Source organism: Bartonella sp. AA168HLJHH (genome assembly GCF_042197365.1).
In the GTDB taxonomy this organism is placed as follows: domain Bacteria; phylum Pseudomonadota; class Alphaproteobacteria; order Rhizobiales; family Rhizobiaceae; genus Bartonella.
In genome coordinates this window covers 175,093-191,937 of record NZ_JBHIRS010000001.1, presented here as the reverse complement: position 1 = coordinate 191,937, position 16,845 = coordinate 175,093, and the positions used below count along the sequence as shown (strand labels likewise).

Annotated in this window: 15 protein-coding genes and 2 tRNA genes; 13 read left to right on the top strand and 4 right to left on the bottom strand. The window is 41.5% G+C overall.

The genetic code is table 11. The annotated features are described in order from the left end of the window. Window positions 1–159: 159 nt before the first annotated feature. Window positions 160–1,824: a glucose-6-phosphate isomerase gene (pgi, locus tag ACFINM_RS00775; RefSeq protein WP_375620830.1), complete on the top strand. Its 1,665-nt coding sequence runs from the start codon at window positions 160–162 to the stop codon at window positions 1,822–1,824. Window positions 1,825–2,176: 352 nt separating this feature from the next. Here pgi and ACFINM_RS00770 read toward each other — a convergent pair. After that, a tRNA-Ser gene (locus tag ACFINM_RS00770) sits at window positions 2,177–2,266 on the bottom strand. A gap of 285 nt (window positions 2,267–2,551) precedes the next feature. On the opposite strand from ACFINM_RS00770, the gene rplU reads away from it, so the two are divergent. From rplU to ACFINM_RS00750, 4 genes are all read left to right on the top strand, one after another. Then, on the top strand, window positions 2,552–3,031 hold the full coding sequence (gene rplU, locus ACFINM_RS00765) for a 50S ribosomal protein L21 (RefSeq protein ID WP_375620829.1): 480 nt from the start codon (window positions 2,552–2,554) through the stop codon (window positions 3,029–3,031). Between the two features lie 12 nt (window positions 3,032–3,043). Beyond that, a complete protein-coding gene (gene rpmA / locus ACFINM_RS00760; protein WP_273723965.1) occupies window positions 3,044–3,313 on the top strand; it encodes a 50S ribosomal protein L27 in 270 nt (89 codons plus the stop codon). Window positions 3,314–4,717: 1,404 nt separating this feature from the next. Continuing rightward, the gene (ptsP, locus tag ACFINM_RS00755; RefSeq protein WP_375620828.1) at window positions 4,718–7,249 is read left to right on the top strand and encodes a phosphoenolpyruvate--protein phosphotransferase; all 2,532 of its coding nucleotides are present in this window, start codon (window positions 4,718–4,720) and stop codon (window positions 7,247–7,249) included. A 1,256-nt stretch (window positions 7,250–8,505) separates the two neighbouring features. Beyond that, a tRNA-Ser gene (locus ACFINM_RS00750) sits at window positions 8,506–8,595 on the top strand. Between the two features lie 249 nt (window positions 8,596–8,844). On the opposite strand, the gene ACFINM_RS00745 is transcribed toward ACFINM_RS00750, so the two are convergent. The 3 genes from ACFINM_RS00745 to lexA are packed head-to-tail and all read right to left on the bottom strand — an operon-like array spanning window position 8,845 to window position 12,566. Then, entirely contained in the window at window positions 8,845–9,903 is a 1,059-nt protein-coding gene (locus tag ACFINM_RS00745) for a hypothetical protein (RefSeq protein WP_375639683.1), read from the bottom strand. Then, on the bottom strand, window positions 9,872–11,098 hold the full coding sequence (locus ACFINM_RS00740; protein ID WP_375639678.1) for a hypothetical protein: 1,227 nt from the start codon (window positions 11,096–11,098) through the stop codon (window positions 9,872–9,874). The genes ACFINM_RS00745 and ACFINM_RS00740 overlap by 32 nt, the downstream gene beginning before the upstream one ends. A 4-nt stretch (window positions 11,099–11,102) precedes the next feature. Continuing rightward, a complete protein-coding gene (gene lexA, locus ACFINM_RS00735) occupies window positions 11,103–12,566 on the bottom strand; it encodes a transcriptional repressor LexA (RefSeq protein WP_375639673.1) in 1,464 nt (487 codons plus the stop codon). A 166-nt stretch (window positions 12,567–12,732) separates the two neighbouring features. On the opposite strand from lexA, the gene ACFINM_RS00730 reads away from it, so the two are divergent. From ACFINM_RS00730 to ACFINM_RS00695, 8 genes are all read left to right on the top strand, one after another. Continuing rightward, window positions 12,733–12,945, top strand: coding sequence for a hypothetical protein (locus ACFINM_RS00730; protein ID WP_375639669.1), 213 nt, complete (start codon window positions 12,733–12,735; stop codon window positions 12,943–12,945). Next, on the top strand, window positions 12,935–13,084 hold the full coding sequence (locus tag ACFINM_RS00725) for a hypothetical protein (protein WP_375639664.1): 150 nt from the start codon (window positions 12,935–12,937) through the stop codon (window positions 13,082–13,084). The genes ACFINM_RS00730 and ACFINM_RS00725 overlap by 11 nt, the downstream gene beginning before the upstream one ends. 31 nt (window positions 13,085–13,115) lie before the next feature. Continuing rightward, a complete protein-coding gene (locus ACFINM_RS00720; protein WP_375639660.1) occupies window positions 13,116–13,571 on the top strand; it encodes a DUF2924 domain-containing protein in 456 nt (151 codons plus the stop codon). Then, window positions 13,568–14,107, top strand: coding sequence for a recombinase family protein (locus tag ACFINM_RS00715; protein WP_375639656.1), 540 nt, complete (start codon window positions 13,568–13,570; stop codon window positions 14,105–14,107). The genes ACFINM_RS00720 and ACFINM_RS00715 overlap by 4 nt, the downstream gene beginning before the upstream one ends. Then, window positions 14,074–14,952 carry a recombinase family protein gene (locus ACFINM_RS00710; protein ID WP_375639651.1) on the top strand — a complete coding sequence of 293 codons (879 nt, stop codon included), beginning with the start codon at window positions 14,074–14,076 and terminating at the stop codon, window positions 14,950–14,952. The genes ACFINM_RS00715 and ACFINM_RS00710 overlap by 34 nt, the downstream gene beginning before the upstream one ends. Beyond that, window positions 14,937–15,347 (top strand): hypothetical protein, encoded by a 411-nt coding sequence (locus tag ACFINM_RS00705; protein ID WP_375639647.1) that lies wholly within the window; start codon window positions 14,937–14,939, stop codon window positions 15,345–15,347. Before ACFINM_RS00710 ends, ACFINM_RS00705 begins: the two co-directional genes overlap by 16 nt. 197 nt (window positions 15,348–15,544) lie before the next feature. After that, on the top strand, window positions 15,545–16,093 hold the full coding sequence (locus ACFINM_RS00700) for an RNA polymerase sigma factor (protein WP_375639642.1): 549 nt from the start codon (window positions 15,545–15,547) through the stop codon (window positions 16,091–16,093). Window positions 16,094–16,287: 194 nt separating this feature from the next. Further along, a complete protein-coding gene (locus ACFINM_RS00695) occupies window positions 16,288–16,845 on the top strand; it encodes a hypothetical protein (RefSeq protein WP_375639637.1) in 558 nt (185 codons plus the stop codon).

The window sequence follows — 16,845 nt, the reverse complement described above, 5'->3', positions numbered from 1 at the left end:
TCTTGTAAAAATATCATTTTCGGATCTTATCCTTTATATTTTGTATATTCCTTCATTTTTATGTGAGCAGTGAAAATAGCGAGCAATAAAAGAGATGCTTTCTGCTTTGTTATTGTTTGGGCATAGATTTCATTATCAATAACCGTATAGGATAAGCTTATGGGAGATAGCTTTTCGATTCGAAATGAAATGGCTTTTGAAGCCACATTAAAAGCTTTAAGAAACCATGCCGCAAAGGATGGGGTCTATGATATTCGTCGGCATTTTGTAGAAGATGAACAGCGTTTTTCCCATTTTTCCCTCAGACTTGATGATCTTCTTTTCGATTTTTCAAAATGTGGTGTGACATTTAAAACATTGCAACTTCTAGATGATTTAGCGGTCGCAGCAGATGTGTTAGGCCGGCGTGATGCAATGTTTTCTGGTAAGGCGATTAATACAACTGAAAAACGCTCAGTTCTTCATATTGCATTACGTTTACCTGCTGATGAAATTTTCATGTTGGATGGTCATAATCTTATTCGCGATATTCAAGACGTCTTTGACGATATGGAAAGATTTTCTGAAAAGGTGCGTGATGGAAGCTATAAGGGAGGCAGTGGCGAGAGAATAAGTGATATTGTCAATATTGGTATTGGTGGTTCTGATCTTGGTCCTGCAATGGTCACGTATGCTTTAAAACCTTATCATGATGGTCCACAGTGTCATTTTGTTTCGAATGCTGACAGTGCCCATATTTCTGATACTCTCTCTATTTTGAATCCAGCAACAACGCTGTTTGTCATTGCTTCTAAAACTTTTACAACGGCTGAAACAATGGTCAATGCTCAAGTTGCACGTCAGTGGATTTGTTCACATTTAGGAGAAGAAGCCGTTTGTACGCATTTTGTTGCTGTTTCAAGTGCGCTTGATAAAGTGGCAGAATTTGGCATAGATTCCACAAGAGTTTTTAAATTTTGGAATTGGGTTGGAGGACGTTATTCAATTTGGTCAGCCATTGGACTTGTTGTTATGTTTGCAATAGGTGGTGGAAATTTTCGCCAATTTCTCAATGGTGCTTTGCAAATGGATCAACATTTTAAAACTATGCCTTTGCATAAAAATATTCCTATTCGTTTTGCTCTTTTAGGATTCTGGCATCGTGTTATTTGTGGTTATTCATCACGTTCGATCATTCCTTATGCACAGCGTTTAATACATTTTCCAGCTTATTTACAACAGCTTGATATGGAATCAAATGGTAAGCAAGTCTCGCTGGATGGAAAACCATTAAGTTTTTCAAGTGGTCCAATTGTTTGGGGGGATTCAGGAACAAATAGTCAACATGCTTTTTTTCAGCTTCTGCATCAAGGAACAGATATTATTCCTGTAGAATTTATTTTATTTATAAAAGGGCATGAGAAAAAATTACATTCTATGTATGAGATGTTGCTAGCAAACGGTTTAGCACAATCAAAAGCCTTGATGAAGGGGCGTAGTATTGAAGATGCTCGGCATATCTTGATAAAAAATGGAGTTGATGAGGGTGAAGCAGATCATTTAGCACGTCATAGAAGTTTTAAAGGAAACCGTCCCAGCATTACGCTGGTTCAAGATTCATTAACGCCTTTTGCACTCGGTCGTCTTATTGCGCTTTATGAACATCGCACTTTTGTTGAAGGGATTTTAATGAATATTAATTCATTTGATCAATGGGGTGTTGAACTTGGTAAAGAATTAGCAAACGAGTTACTACCAATTCTTCGTGGAGAAAGTAAAGCGGATAATCGCGATAGTTCAACATTAGGGTTGCTAGCACATATTCAAGCAAGACGTGCAAAATAAATATAATTTGACAGTAGGTTTTGTACTAACTAAGCAAAAGTAGAATGAGAGAGAAATATGAAATAATTCTTTAATTTTACTATGCTTTCTCTTGTTATCTGAACTAGATTTATGTAACAGAAAATCAAAAAAGTGCAAAAATTGTAAAAATGAGAATTTATTCGCAAAAACGATAAAGACCTTTGAAAGGTCTTTGAAGATCCTTTGAGAACCTCTTAAAAACTCTTTGAGAAAAAAATAAATTGGTACAAAACCTAGTGTCAAAATATACAAAACCCGCTGGCAAGCTACAGACAAGCTACAGGCAAGCTACGATTAAAGGCAGTTTTAATAATATCGCTTTATAAATTAATGGCGGAGAGAGAGGGATTTGAACCCCCGATAGAGTTGCCCCTATGCCGCATTTCGAGTGCGGTGCTTTCAACCACTCAGCCATCTCTCCATAATAAAGTGAAACAAAAATCGGCACTATTTGAGTGTATAAGGGGTAGATAACCTTCAATTGTTTTTGGTACAACCTTTTTTTCTTTTTTATGGGACTTTATTGACAGAGAATAGAAATTCCTTCATATATACAAAATATAAGCGTGGGGAAATCTGCGCATATTTGTGTTGAAGAAGGTTTTATCCTTCTTTGGGATCTATTACGACTGATAAAAAGCAGCCTATTTTCCCTTATTTCAAGGCAGAAATTAAATAAGAGCTGGAGTGAACGGAAGGATAAAAAATGTTCGCAGTCATTAAAACTGGTGGTAAGCAATACCGCATTGTTGCTAATCAAGTGGTAAAAGTTGAAAAAGTTAGTGGAAATGCGGGTGATGTGGTTGAATTCAATGACATATTAATGGTTGGGCAAGAAGGTAATGCGGTTATTGGTACCCCTGTCGTTGCTGATGCATTGGTGACAGCTGAGATTTTAGAACAGGCACGCGGGCGCAAGGTTATCGCATTTAAGAAGCGCCGTCGTCAAAATTCTAAACGCACGCGTGGCCATCGTCAAGAATTTACGAGGCTTCGTGTTTTAGAAATTTTAATGGGTGGTTCAAAACCTAAAAAAGTTGCTGCGAAACCTATAAAAGAAGAAGAAACTACACCAAAAGAAACAAAAGCTGCTGCTTCTGTTGAGAAGACGACTAAAAAAATGGTTGAAAAAAAGACTGCGTCGCAGAAGAAAGCATCTGTAGCATCAAAGAGTAAGAAAGATTAAAGGAGAGCGTCTATGGCACATAAAAAAGCTGGTGGTTCCTCGCGTAATGGTCGTGATTCAGAATCGAAACGTCTAGGCGTTAAAAAATTTGGTGGTGAAACCGTTATTGCCGGAAATATTATTATTCGCCAGCGTGGTACACGTTGGCATCCTGGAAACAATGTCGGCATTGGAAAAGACCATACGCTTTTTGCATTATCAAATGGAAAGGTTTCTTTTCAACGCAAAGCGGGTAATCGTTCCTATGTTTCAGTCATTCCTATGGTGGAGGCAGCAGAGTAATCTGTAACACTCTCTAGCCATCAACGGGATTTCATTGAATTGTAGTTGTGGTTTTATAAGTATTCAAAGGGAAAGATGAATCTCATCTTTCTCTTTTTGCGTTGGTACTATAATAAATGTAGAAGATAAAAAGGTAGAATCGGGGAAATGGCTTTTCTCAATGAGGGAAAAAGTTTGTGCGCTGTTATGTTAGTATTTAAGTACTGAACATATTGATATTATGATAGAGTTTGTTGATAAGTTTCTGTATAATAATCAGTGAGGAGAGACTTTCTTTTTATGTATGAAGAAGCGTCGAGTAATTTCTTATAAGAGAAGCAGTTTGTTTTCAGAAAATTATGAGAAATTTAATGAGAGCATTATTGATGTAATCATTTTGATAAAGATGGATCTTTTTATCGGCATTGTGGTATTGATGAGTTGTCATACTGTTTTTAGGTGGTAGTGTGGGTAGGTGGGGCTATTCATTTAAAAAGACATAGGGATAAAAAATCCATAAGAAGGTAGTCAAAACTACTTTGAAAGTGACGTGCATTAAGGAATTTTCGGTAAATCGAGAGTGAAATTATATTTTTAAGGAGTACGGTGTTTAAAGATATAAAAATAACCAACTTGCAATCAGCGCCCTTCAAGAATATTTTTTCTGATTTCACTATTATTGTGTATTGTTGAAAATAGACAAGCATAAGAGCTAGGGTTAAGGCAATAATTGCTTTTCATTTTTTACTTTATTTATCTTATTTGTAGAGTTTTTCTTGATTTTAGTAGTTGGTGATGGTGCTTGGGAGGGGATGTCGTACTTTGCAAATGTGCGACAGAGGGTATTGTGTATTTGCGATATTGATTGAAGTAAAGGTGTAGCTTAAAATATATAAATATTATATATCGAGAGTTTGATATCATAAGATGGGTAGCACGGAATTTTAAAGATGATAAGTTGCATGGAGCAATTTGTAATTATGTAATGAACTTATAAAGAGGGATAATAGGTTAAATAAACTTTGAGGAATCAATTAAAATATTAGCTGAAGTTACGGATGATTGGGAAGGATGCTTTCTTGTAGGGAGAATAGTGAAAAGTTATGTTGGATAACTTAGGATAATGAGAGCATTTTGAAAGCATAGTTTTTCAGGTGATTGGTGCTGTAAAAAACGGGGTTTTGTCTTTGTAAAGTAAAAGAGTAAGAGGCAGACTTGTTTATGATGGTTTTGAGCACTGAGGTGGATAATAATATCTAATTGTTTTATCGGTTATATTGAGGTATTTAAGCACCTCACTTAGCTATATTCTGTAAAATATAAAGAGAGCTGTGGTGGTATTTATAGCTTGTATTTTGGGAAATGCAGCTTTGAAAAGGAATGTATCAGAGATATTGGTGTTCAAATGTGAGGCAATTTGAATTCATGATGAGATATGAGAAAGCAGAAGCAATGAATGTAGATTTTACTGATGGTGAAATCTTGTCTATAAGATCTGTACAACTTGCAGCTGCTTTTGATCATAAAAATGATGCAATTTATGCTGCTGCTGAATTGCTTGTGCAGGTTGGTGCAGTTGATAAGTGTTATCTGGCAAGTATGCTTGCACGTGAAGAAACAACCAATACTTGGCTTGGAAATGGTATAGCCATTCCTCATGGTATGGCTGAAAATCGTGATTTAATTATCAAGGATGCTGTTGCTGTTATACAGGTGCCTGCTGGTGTTGAGTGGCAGGATGGCAAGAAAGCATATTTGGTTATTGCCATTGCAGCGTGTCCAGATCGCTATAGAGAAATTTGTAAAAAATTGACGTCTCTTTTATTTGATAAAAAACAGCTTGAAGTACTTGCAACAACTATGGACAAACAGCAAATTGTTACAACTTTGTTTGACCAAGAGATGAAGATAGAAAAAACTTTTATTGGTGACCTTTCGGTGTGTCAGGAATGGACTTTAGATTATCCAAGTGGTCTTCATGCACGACCAGCTTCTCTATGGGTTGATTTTGCGAAAAAGGCTCAAAACTCTATCAGAGTTCGCCATGGTCAATATACCGTTGAAATGAAAAATTTGGTTGGTTTATTGCAATTAGGAGCAAAAAACGGTGATGTTCTGATTTTTTCTACAGATGCTGCAGAAGGAGCACAACTTCTCAATGATGCCATTGCTATTGCAAAAAAAGTGAGTATTAGTGAAAAATGTCTGATGAGAGCAATGGAATCTCAAACAAAGGCTTTTCATGGTTGGTATCCACGCTCTATGCAAAAAGGCATTTCTGGTGTTGGAGCGAGTTCAGGATTAGCATTTGGTAAGATTTTTGTTTTAAGGCAAAATGATATTTCCATAATAGATCAGCCAATTGATTTTGCAGCTGGTGCAGCATGTCTTGAAAATGCTCTTACAAAAACAAAACATAAAATGGCATCTGTGATTTCTGATATTACAGTGCGTATGGGAGCAGATTCTGCTGCGATTTTTTCTGCGCAAATGGTTTTGCTTGAAGATGAAAATTTAATAGCTCAAGCTTGTCGTTTTATAGCGGAAGGTCATGGTGTCGCTTGGTCTTGGGATAGAGCGGTTCGTCAATTTTCAGATATGTTTTTTAAGGTAGATAATCCTTTGTTAGCAGCACGTGCTGTTAATTTAGTTGATGTTGGTCGACGTGTTTTAGGTGAAATCAATCCATCCTATAGATCGTTCTTTTTAAATGATATTCCACATGGTGTAATTCTGGTTACAAATGACCTTTCTCCTTCTGATGTAGCACAACTTGATTGTACAAGGGTAAAAGGATTAGCAACAGCATGGGGAGGTCCATTATCTCATACAGCTATTTTGGCGCGTACTCTTGGTATTCCAATGGTTGTTGCTGCAGGTGATGATATTTTAGCAATTCAGTCTGATATTCAGGCTATTATTGATGGCGATAACGGGTTTATTTACCTTAATCCTACGCTTGAAGACGTTGAAGATGCTCAAAGGCATATTGATACTGTTGCGCAAAAACGTGTCAGTGAAATAAATGCATGTAGATTACCAGCGCAAACGACAGATGGTCAAAGAATTCGTATCATGGCTAATGTCAATTACGCAAATCAGGTTCCTGTTGCGCTTGATTTAGGGGCTGAAGGTGTTGGACTCATGCGCACGGAATTTTTGTTTTTAGAGAATCCATATATTCCGGATGAAGAGCTACAATTTAATATATATCGGGCGATGATTACAGCTGTAGGAGATAAGCCATTAATTATTCGTGCACTTGATATTGGTGGAGATAAACAGGTTACGCATTTACATTTATCTAAAGAGGACAATCCTTTTTTAGGTGTTCGAGGAACGCGGCTTTTGTTACGTCGACGTGATCTTTTGGTGCCTCAATTACGTGCTTTATATCGAGCGGCAAAAGAGGGTGGAGATCTATGGATTGTGTTTCCGATGGTCATGTCTGTTTCAGAGATTGTCGCTATAAAAAAGATTGCAGAGGAAATCCGCAACGATGTTGATGCACCAAAATTAAAACTTGGTATTATGATCGAAGTTCCAGCAGCGGCCATTATGGCAGATGTATTAAGCGCCCATGTTGATTTTTTTTCAATTGGAACCAATGACCTAACACAGTATACAATGGCTGTTGATCGGCAAAATCCGTACCTTGTGTCTGAAGCTGATAGCCTTGATCCAGCAGTTTTGCGTATGATTTATCAGACTATTCAGGGAGCTGCACAACATAAGTGTTGGGTTAGTGTATGTGGTGGTATGGCTGGAGATCCTTTTGGTGCAATGATTTTGACTGGATTGGGAATTAATGAGCTTTCTATGATATCTTGCGATATTTCTCCAGTAAAGGCGTGTTTACAGACTCATAGTTTTGAAGATATGAAAATTTTAGCACAAAAAGCATTACAATGTGAAACTGCACGAGCTGTACGTGCTCTAAGCAAGGATATAAGGTAATAAAGAACATTAAGGGGAAAGAACGAGCTCATTTTGCAGACTAATCAGATCTTTAGTGCTGTAAAACATTAATACAGTATATTAATTTATAATGGTAATTTATCGTTTTACATAATGAGAACCCTGAATATTGTAGGGTTTTTTCGTTTTAAATTTCTCTATATTTAATTAATAAAAATTACTCTTTTATACATTACAATGAGGAGTAATGTATGGATAAAAACACTCTAAGAAAGAATAAATTCCTTTTATGCATTCTCTCAAATAGCAATAGATATTGTAACATTAGGCGACAAATAGCGTGATAGTACTTGGCTTTTACTTTTTATTTAAGGAAAGATGATGTTATCCAATAGATTTTATACCATTCATAGATACCGTATGAGGTAGATGTAGCAAGCTTTAAGAGATGTTTTTTTACAAACGTGTGGATGGGAAAGAAAATAGTATTTTTAGAGTATTCTGTTTTGTGATGAGACCATATCACGCTTAAAGAATGCGATAATCAAAAGTATGAAGTAATACATAATTTTTTTTAAATAATTGAGATTACTTTAGATATTTTGAAAACTGTAAAGCTGGATTTAAAAGTATATGGTAAAAATGAAAACAGGTTTGCATTTTTATGATTTTGTATTTGATCAAAATGAGACTATTTTTTCATTTCAGAAAATAAGATATATTCATACATATTAAATTAAAAATACAAAGTTTTTTCTGAATTTTATTTTCTTTAGTATCAACTAAATATAGAAGTGTGAAATTGAATAGAGGATTTAGAATAGGGCTTATTATGTAATCCTATGAAAGAGAAAACTGATACCATCACACTATTTTACAGCTCTCAATGTTGCAAAAATTCGTGCTATTTAAGAAAATGCATAAGAGCCGCTTATCCTCTCTTAAAATGTTCTTCCCCCACATACCATCCCTTCCTATGACGTATAAGTAAGTGATTTTAATTATTTGGTTGTGTAAAACTATGGGCTGTATGCTAATTTTAAGAGAAGTATTTTTTTGTGAAGCAGAAAGTGCGTAAATGAGCATGAAAGTTTATAACTGGTGACAATCTTTTTATTCTCATTATTGTATTCTACAAACCTATCCACGAAAAAAGTTTTTTCTTAAAAAGAAGGGATGTGCTTGTTATTCAACAGATAAAAGCTCTTACTTTAATAAATGAATTTGTTTTTTGGGTTTTGAATGTATAGTTTAGACTTGCACGTTATTTCTTTCTGGGTATAGTGCGAACTTCTGGAGAGGTGGCCGAGTGGTTGAAGGCGCACGCCTGGAACGCGTGTATATGGGAAACCATATCGAGGGTTCGAATCCCTCTCTCTCCGCCATTAACCTAAAACGAACTTTCATATGCCTTATATGGCATAGCCTCAAAAGCCCAGCATTTGCGGGCTTTTTCGCTATTTGCAATTGACTTCCTCTCTATAAAAACACCCCGTTTTTCTCTAATTTTTCTCCTATATATGCCCCTTTCCTGAAAAACACCGTACTTGGAAAAACGAAGTACGGAGCTTTTAGTCATGGGAAATCAAGGGTTTGGCAATTGACCAGTTCGCAGCAGTCTATGCCTAGCATTGTCAACCAGTGAGCTGACGCAGGACATTATCATCTGCGCGAATGATGAAGCGGGCTTTATAGCACTCCTCTTTACGCGACCATCGAAGCGGGTTTTCAGAAAGGCCGAAGGTCTGTTTGAGTTTGTTTGCTAATTCCTGCTTCTGCTTTTTTAGCTTATCATTTGCATCGCTATCCTGCCACGAGAGGCTTCCCCCGGTTTTTGCAAGAACCAATAGGAGTGTCCACTGGTTCGTTCTTTTTCCAGATCTCTGATCTTTCATCTTCAGATGCTCAGGTTCCAGACGTTTCTGAGTTTGTCCGCATGTCACTGACAACATCTCTGTTGCGGTAAATTCGAACACAAACTGCTCCCATGTTGCGCCTGCTGGTGTCGGGAATTGGTACTCAGATCCCGGTTTAGCTGATTTCGGCAACACCGTTTCCAACCAATTGGAGATGATGGTTTGAGCGCTGTCTCTCGCCGTGACCTTGCCTGCAGCATCAACGACGAGCACATCATTTATGCCGATGAGCTTGGATTTATGCCTGATGCTTGCGTCAGAGCTGGCAGTGCTGATAAGACTGCTGGTGGAGGCAATTAACAGAAACGTCTGATCAGCCATGCAAAGCTGATTGACAATTTTATCCAACTGCGAGGATGTCTGGCCCAAAAAGCAATAGACAGGAAAGCTATGCTCGGCTTGCGGATTGAGCACACCAAATTTCCAAAGAGCCGTTTGGCCCGTGATCTTTTCATTTTCCTCAGTAAAACCAATGGCCTCAGCAATTTTGGTCGCCAGCTTTTTATGATCTATGCGATACAGCGCCAGTTCTGATTTTTTGAGCGTGCGTCGGTCGCACTGCTTGGTATCTGATGTGCAGATGCCAACAATATCGCTAGACCCATGTTGCACGACATTCATGTAGCACCCAGCTCGGCCATTACAGGGAATGGCAGATGCCTGCTCATTGGTGATGGCAAGCAATTCTTCTGGAAAGTCTAGCCATTCAGCTTTTACACCCTTGCCACCAGAAAGCTCTGTGAGTTTACGCCATGGCGGCGATTGATACGGCGTCATGACTCTCCTGATGTGCTACGGGTTGTTTGCTGTCTTCTTCCTCTTTCTGCTCATTTACAAAGCCACGTTTCCGCAGCCATGTTTCAATCAGGTGAGAATCTTCCTTGCGATCAAAGTTGGCCATATTCGGTGTTCGCACCTTGACCATGCGTGGACGTTTGGCATTTTCAAATTTCACCGAAAAACTGGCTGAGACTAGTCTGCCAAAGTTCGGGAATTCACGATCTCTTGAGGCTAAGGACGCAAACACATCATTTGAGCGTAGCGTCTGCTTGTCATTATACGGTCCAAGAAACTGGTGCTGGATTTCTACCAGCTTTATATCTTCCAGTCCATCAATATCGGCACAAGCCAAAGCATCAACGCCGTTATCGATCAGTGGCTGCAATGTATATTTTTCTGCGCCGGGGAAATATTCAGCCTGACCGAAGAGATGTTGGCTGAACAAATCTAAATACATGGTGCGCTCTTTCTTGGCACCGGACTTATTAAAGACGGCTAGTTCATTATTGGCACGATCATAGACAATCACGTCATGAAACTCTGGGCGGTAAAAAATGGTCTTGGATTGTCCAGATTCAATCTTGCCCTCACGCTTAAACGGCATGCCATGACGGATCAGGAAGTATGTCTTGTCTTCGTCCTCTGCGCTGACAGGCAAAATTCGACAGTCAGTGCCGCGTTTATTTTTCAAAAACCAAGCGTCCATATCAGCTTCCAGCGTTCGCATGGTTTCTGATTTTGGAAGAGTAAACGTATCAGGGGACTTTTGATCAGACTGGAAATACATGAATGATTTTGGCTTGAGGATCATCGCCTCTGCGTGAGGACGCTTTAAAAGCTCGGGATCGTGCAGCCATAATGCTAAGGCCAAATCAGCTGCTGTTGAATCTTCATGCGTGTCAATATTATTGGCTTCAGCCTGTTCACTCAACTCTTCAAAATGTTCACCATCGGACATTTCTTGAATGAAAAACAAGGCTTCAACGAATTCAATGTCCATATCCTCTGATGGATTCATCAGAACTTGGCAGAGCGTTTCAAAATCCAGCTCATTATCTTCATTCAGTTCAAAGCTGAACCCGCGTCTGGTCAGGTAGCTTTCATACCGTTTAAGAAAAGTAATCAGATTATCTTGTTCGATGTGTTTCAAAACATCAGGTTGGGCAAAACGTCGTAAATTATAGGTGCTCATGTAGTTATCTTCCTTGGGGTTCGTCTAGGAGGGCCTCGGTGTCAATACCCGAGCAGACGTGTAAGACCTTCCCAATTATTTTAAGTTCATCCTGTTGTCCTATGATGATGGGTTTTCGTTTCTGATTTTCAGGGCGCAGCTCAATATGCTCCCCTTCAATACTCAGCCGCTTTACAGTGGCCTCTTCGCCAACCATGGCCACCACAATATCGCTGTTTTCAGCAATAGATTGCTGGCGCACAACAACGTAATCTCCCTCGAAAATATCAGCATCGATCATGCTGTCGCCGTGCACTTTGAGCGCAAAGCACTTCCCGCGTAGAACATTATTCGGCACCATGACCTGACCAATCTTGTTTTCAAGAGCAAGAATCGGTTGGCCAGCCGCAACCATCCCCAAAACAGGAACAGCCGTCAGGTTGGTCTTATCCGGTGTTTGTGCATGGAGGATTTCGATGGACCGCGCTTTTCGCGCCTGTCTGCGAATATAGCCTTTATCTTCCAGTCGCTTGAGCCCTTCAAACACACTGGGTGCTTTCACCCCCAATTCCACAGCAAGCTCTTGTACCGTGGGCGACATCTCCATGGCACGTTTCAGGCGCTCAATGGCCTGTAATAAACTCTGTTGTGCTTGTGTTAATCTATCCATCTTACACTCAGTTATGGTTAAGCCCTTGCTCGCCTCTTGTGAGCAAAATGCGTTTCCAGAAGACTTCTCTTTCCAGTATTTTTTCATCGGGGGGGGGGTGCTAAGCCGCTGCTCAAGCAACGCAAAACGGAAATGAGAACGGCAGTAATCAATTCCCGCTTTGTTTATCATATCATGAATGCCTTTGTTTTCCCCATGACCCGTTTCAATGTAACACTTCCATCGTGACCATATGCCTTGATCACCATAAGCAGAGCCGATGTAGCGTTTTCCCGTATGCGTATCGGTAATCGGGTAAATACCCTTAACGCATTCTAGTGCTGTTTTCCAATCTGGCCTGTCATTCTTGATCAAGACTTCGAGCTCTTCAAATGATAAGTCTATTTTATCGTATCCGCAGAATGCTCTACCGGAATATGGCTCACGCAAAATCTCTTGCACTTCAAACTTATGGTAATGTGGCTCCATATTGGTCCTAGTCGTGCGGTTGCGATAAGATGATCGGATTTTCAGACGCCCAATAAACTCTTTGCCCAAATCAGTAAGCTCAACCTCATAGCGGTCTGCATGTTTCTCCAATACTCTGAACACACCACCGAACAGCCAGATGTCGGTTTCGTAGTGAAATTGCATGAGTGAGAAAATAAGCGGCCTGTTAAAATCATTGCGGCCCGGCCAGTATTCCTGCCAGCCTTGCCATTCTTCTTTGCTTCTTCCCCATACCTCTAGCGGCTGCGAGTGCTGGTTGTATCTCGCAAAGTGAATTTTATAGTCGGCCAAATTTTCAATCGGCCATATATCTTTGAGCAAAATTGACATTTTCAAACTTCAACTATATTTTAATTAACAACCTAATATAAATTAGGCTTATGATTTTCACAAGCCTAATTTGATTCAATGCACAGCATTGACTGAACCGACAGTTTTCAAGTCATTTCAGTAAGTAACTCCTTGAACGACGCAATAATTCTCAAGGAGGTTCGCCATGTCTTCACTTTCTCCAAACCTAATAAATGAACGAGATCGCCGCAATGAGGTAGCACATTTGCTGACACTTGGCATCCTGCGTCGCAAGATACGCCTGAACCGTCAGTTCGAGCCAACACATCCCTCTAATTCATTGGACTTCAGGGTTTTTCCAAGCATTCATGTCCATGACGAAGAACCAAAAAACCAAGGAGTTCCTGATGAGTCATGAAAACAAAGAGCTCACCGAACGAGAGCGATTACAAATCAAGCTGGGCCAACTTCCTGCCGGACTTGTGTCCGATGCAGATCGGCAAAAGGAAGTCGCCCATATTGTCGACTTGGGCTGGCAACGCCTCCGCTTGAAGTAAAAGAAAAAAGCAGAATCGCAGGAAGTGAAGAATGGATAAAACACTTCTGGCGCGTGTGGCGGCGCTCCCAAATATGCCGTTATCCGACTTAAAGGCTTTATGGCGGGATGTGTATCAGGCCGAACCACCTGGTGGCCATAAAAGCCACATTGTCTGCAGACTGGCGTATCGCCTGCAGGATCTTGCTTACGGCGTTGATCCACAGATTGAGAACCGGATCGAACAGCAGGCCAATGATTTATTCGGCTCTGGCAAAAAAGCCAAGCCGAAACGCAAGACACAATATCAGCGGCCCATCCCCAGTACCAAACTGGTGCGGGAATATAAGGGCATCGAATATCAGGTCACCATTGTAGAGGAAGGTTATGAATATGCAGGCTGCCTATACAAAAGCCTGTCCAAGGTTGCACTGGCCATTACAGGCAGCAGCTGGTCTGGAGCTGCCTTCTTCGGATTAAACAACAAAGCACAAAGAGGCAAACATTGAGCACAACCACACCGAAAAAACGCTGCGCGATTTATACGCGCAAATCCACCGAGGAAGGCTTAGACATGGAGTTCAACAGCCTTGATGCTCAGCGAGAAGCTTGTGAATCCTACATCGCCTCACAAAAGCATGAAGGCTGGTTCCAGCTTCCCGATAATTACGATGATGGCGGCTTTACAGGCGGCAATATGGATCGCCCAGCTTTAAAACACCTTATGGACGACATCAAAAGCAGCCTGATTGATACAGTTGTCGTGTACAAGGTTGACCGCTTGTCACGCTCCTTGGCTAATTTTGCCAAACTGATTGATCTGTTTGACGAGCACAAAGTGTCCTTCGTTTCCGTTACTCAGCAATTCAACGCCACCACATCAATGGGCCGATTGACGCTGAACATCCTGTTCAGCTTTGCCCAATTTGAACGTGAAGTGATCGGCGAACGTATCCGCGATAAATTGGCAGCCTCCAAACGCAAAGGCATGTGGATGGGGGTGTCACACCTATGGGCTATGTGGTCAAAAACCGTGAGCTTGTGATTGAGCCCGATGAGGCTGAGGGTATCCGCAAAATATTCGATCTATTTTTGATGACCAAGTCGCCCACGGAAATGGCAAAGATGTTGCCGCGCATGGGGGTATTAAGCAAAAAACGCACAACCAAAAACGAACGTGTTATCGGTGGTAAAGCAATGGATAAAGGCGGCCTTTATAAGATTCTGCAAAACCCCATCTATATCGGAAAAATCAAACATAAAGATAAAATCTACGAAGGCCGCCTTTCAGCCATCATCGATATGGATACGTGGAATAAAGTCCGCGCCACCATGAAAGAAAATACCATCAACCGAGGCGCAATCACGCGGAAGAAAACCAAGGCCATTTTGATGGGGCTTTTGAAGTGCGGTGAATGCGAATGTGGATTGGTGGCAAGTCATACCCGTAAAAAAGGTGGCAGGTTTTATCGCTATTACACCTGTGAACATTACCGCAAAGGTATCAACCCGGATTGCAAGGTTCGCAATGTCAGCACCAATGAAATGGAGGCATTGATATTGAATCAGCTTCAAGCTGTTTTTGCCTCGCCGGAGATGATCATGGAAACGTGGCGCGAAGCACAAAAAGAGGATGAGACCATCACGGAGCATGAGGTTTACAGCAACCTGAATGACATCGTCCCGATCTGGAAAGAACTTTATCCTGCTGAAAAACAACGCATCCTTGAGCTGATGATTGAAAAAGTCATCGTCAATTATGAATTTGTCGATATCCGGATCAGGGCTGCAGGCATGGATAGTTTGGCTCGGGAATTGGACGAGCAAGACAAGCGGCTGCAAGGCACTTCAACAAAAAAACTGGAGGAGAAAGCATGGATAAATGCGTAAAAATGATGGCGAACAACACCATTTCAATCCGGGTGCCAATGCGGATCAAGAAATATGGTGGCAAGAAAATGATTATTTTGCCTGAAGGCTACCAAATGACCCCGCCACAAGAAGCACCCAAGCAAGACGAAACACTCGTAACGGCCTTGGCCAAAGCCTATTACTGGCAAAACCTGCTTGATACGGGGCGCTATAAATCCATTGATGACATGTCACGCCAACGCCAGATCAACACCTCTTATATGTCGCGGATACTGCGCCTCAATCAACTTGCTCCCCAGATCAAAAAGGCCATCTTGGATGGCACGCAGCTGCGCCAGTTAAGCCTGCAGGATATACAAACCCCATTTCCCGATATTTGGGATGAGCAATTAAAGCATTTTGGATTTGCCTAATCTCCCTTCGGTGAAATTTCACCGACCACCCTGAAATTTTTTTCAAAAAAATTTACACCCACCAAAGCCCCGGCATGCGGGGCTTTTTTGTTTTTGCGCCTTGAGTAACGCACCGATTTTCAGAGTCTCCAGTGAGTTTTCGCCAGTCCCAGTTGACCCGCCCGCGTGGCGGCTAACCGCAACAGGAGACGAAAATCATGAGCAAAAACAACTATGAAGGCATCTATCCTTATGTCGTAAACCAAGTCCGTTATCACGCACGCAGCCTGATGCGGCACTCCGCCATTCATGGCGTAGAAGTCGAGGACCTCGAGCAAGAGCTGATGCTGGATTATTTATCCCGCAAGCAGGCTTATGTTCCTGAAAAAGCAAAATGGTCGACCTTTGTTGACCGCATCCTCAACCACAAATGTGCCAGCCTCATTGAGGCTGCCCGCGCCCAAAAACGTGGGTCCGGCATCAGTGATTTTTCACTTGATGCGTGGCTTGAGGATAAGGACGGCGACGACAACGCTCTGCCTGACCCTGCAACCGAAGACCTGACCAACCGCGACCTTCAAATTGACCTTGAACAAGCTGTTCAGCAGATGCCGCCGCATCTTGTGTTTCTGCTGGTTGATCTGCGAACGCTCAGCATCAGTGAAATCTCACGCAAAACCAAAACCCCACGCTCAACCCTCTACGGGACGCTGTCCGAACTTCGCGGATCGCTGAAGGAGCGTGGCTTTGCGGAATATCTGCACTGAGCCGCCGACAGTTTTTGAGTCCTCTCGGTAAGTAACTCCTTGAAGGCAAGAAAACATGCCGGGTTCTCGCGGAAATACAAGACCTGAAGCAGGAAATACCGCGACCGCTTTGCTCTTTGGGCGGCGTCAGAACCCGGCAGCCGAAACGACATGACCAAAGAGCAAATTTTAACCCACGAAATCAAGGAGGTTTCATGTTTAAACCATCGTTACAAAAGCTGATTAAAGACAGCCTTTACGCCAAATATGTTCCGGCATTTATTCAAATCCCGGCACTTGGTGCCATAGAAGAAGACACCACCAAACCTATCCATGAGGCCACTCTGGATGATCTGGCCTTTGCCGCACAGGCTTTGGATAAAGAACAAAGCGCCATTTACAAGCACCTGTCTGTCATCCGTGAGCTTTATACGGAAGCGCAACGTCAAGGCCATACGCAGCGTCTTGAAGAAATACAGGTGCAGGCCGATGTGGCAGAAAGCAAAGCGCTCTATGCTCATGCCAGCCAGCCCAGTGGGGTGAAATGGGTTGAGGCTCTGCGTGCATCTGTTCGCCCGATTATCACCTATGCGTTTTTCATTCTGTTCGCCACCGTCAAAACCGCTGCACTGTTCAAGTTATTGGATCAGGGTGTCGGAATTACTGACGGACTGATCGCCCTGTGGGATGCTGAAACACAGGCATTATTTGCCGCTGTCATGTCCTTCTGGTTTGATCAACGTGCCTTAGCCAAGTTCCGCTCAAATCCTTGA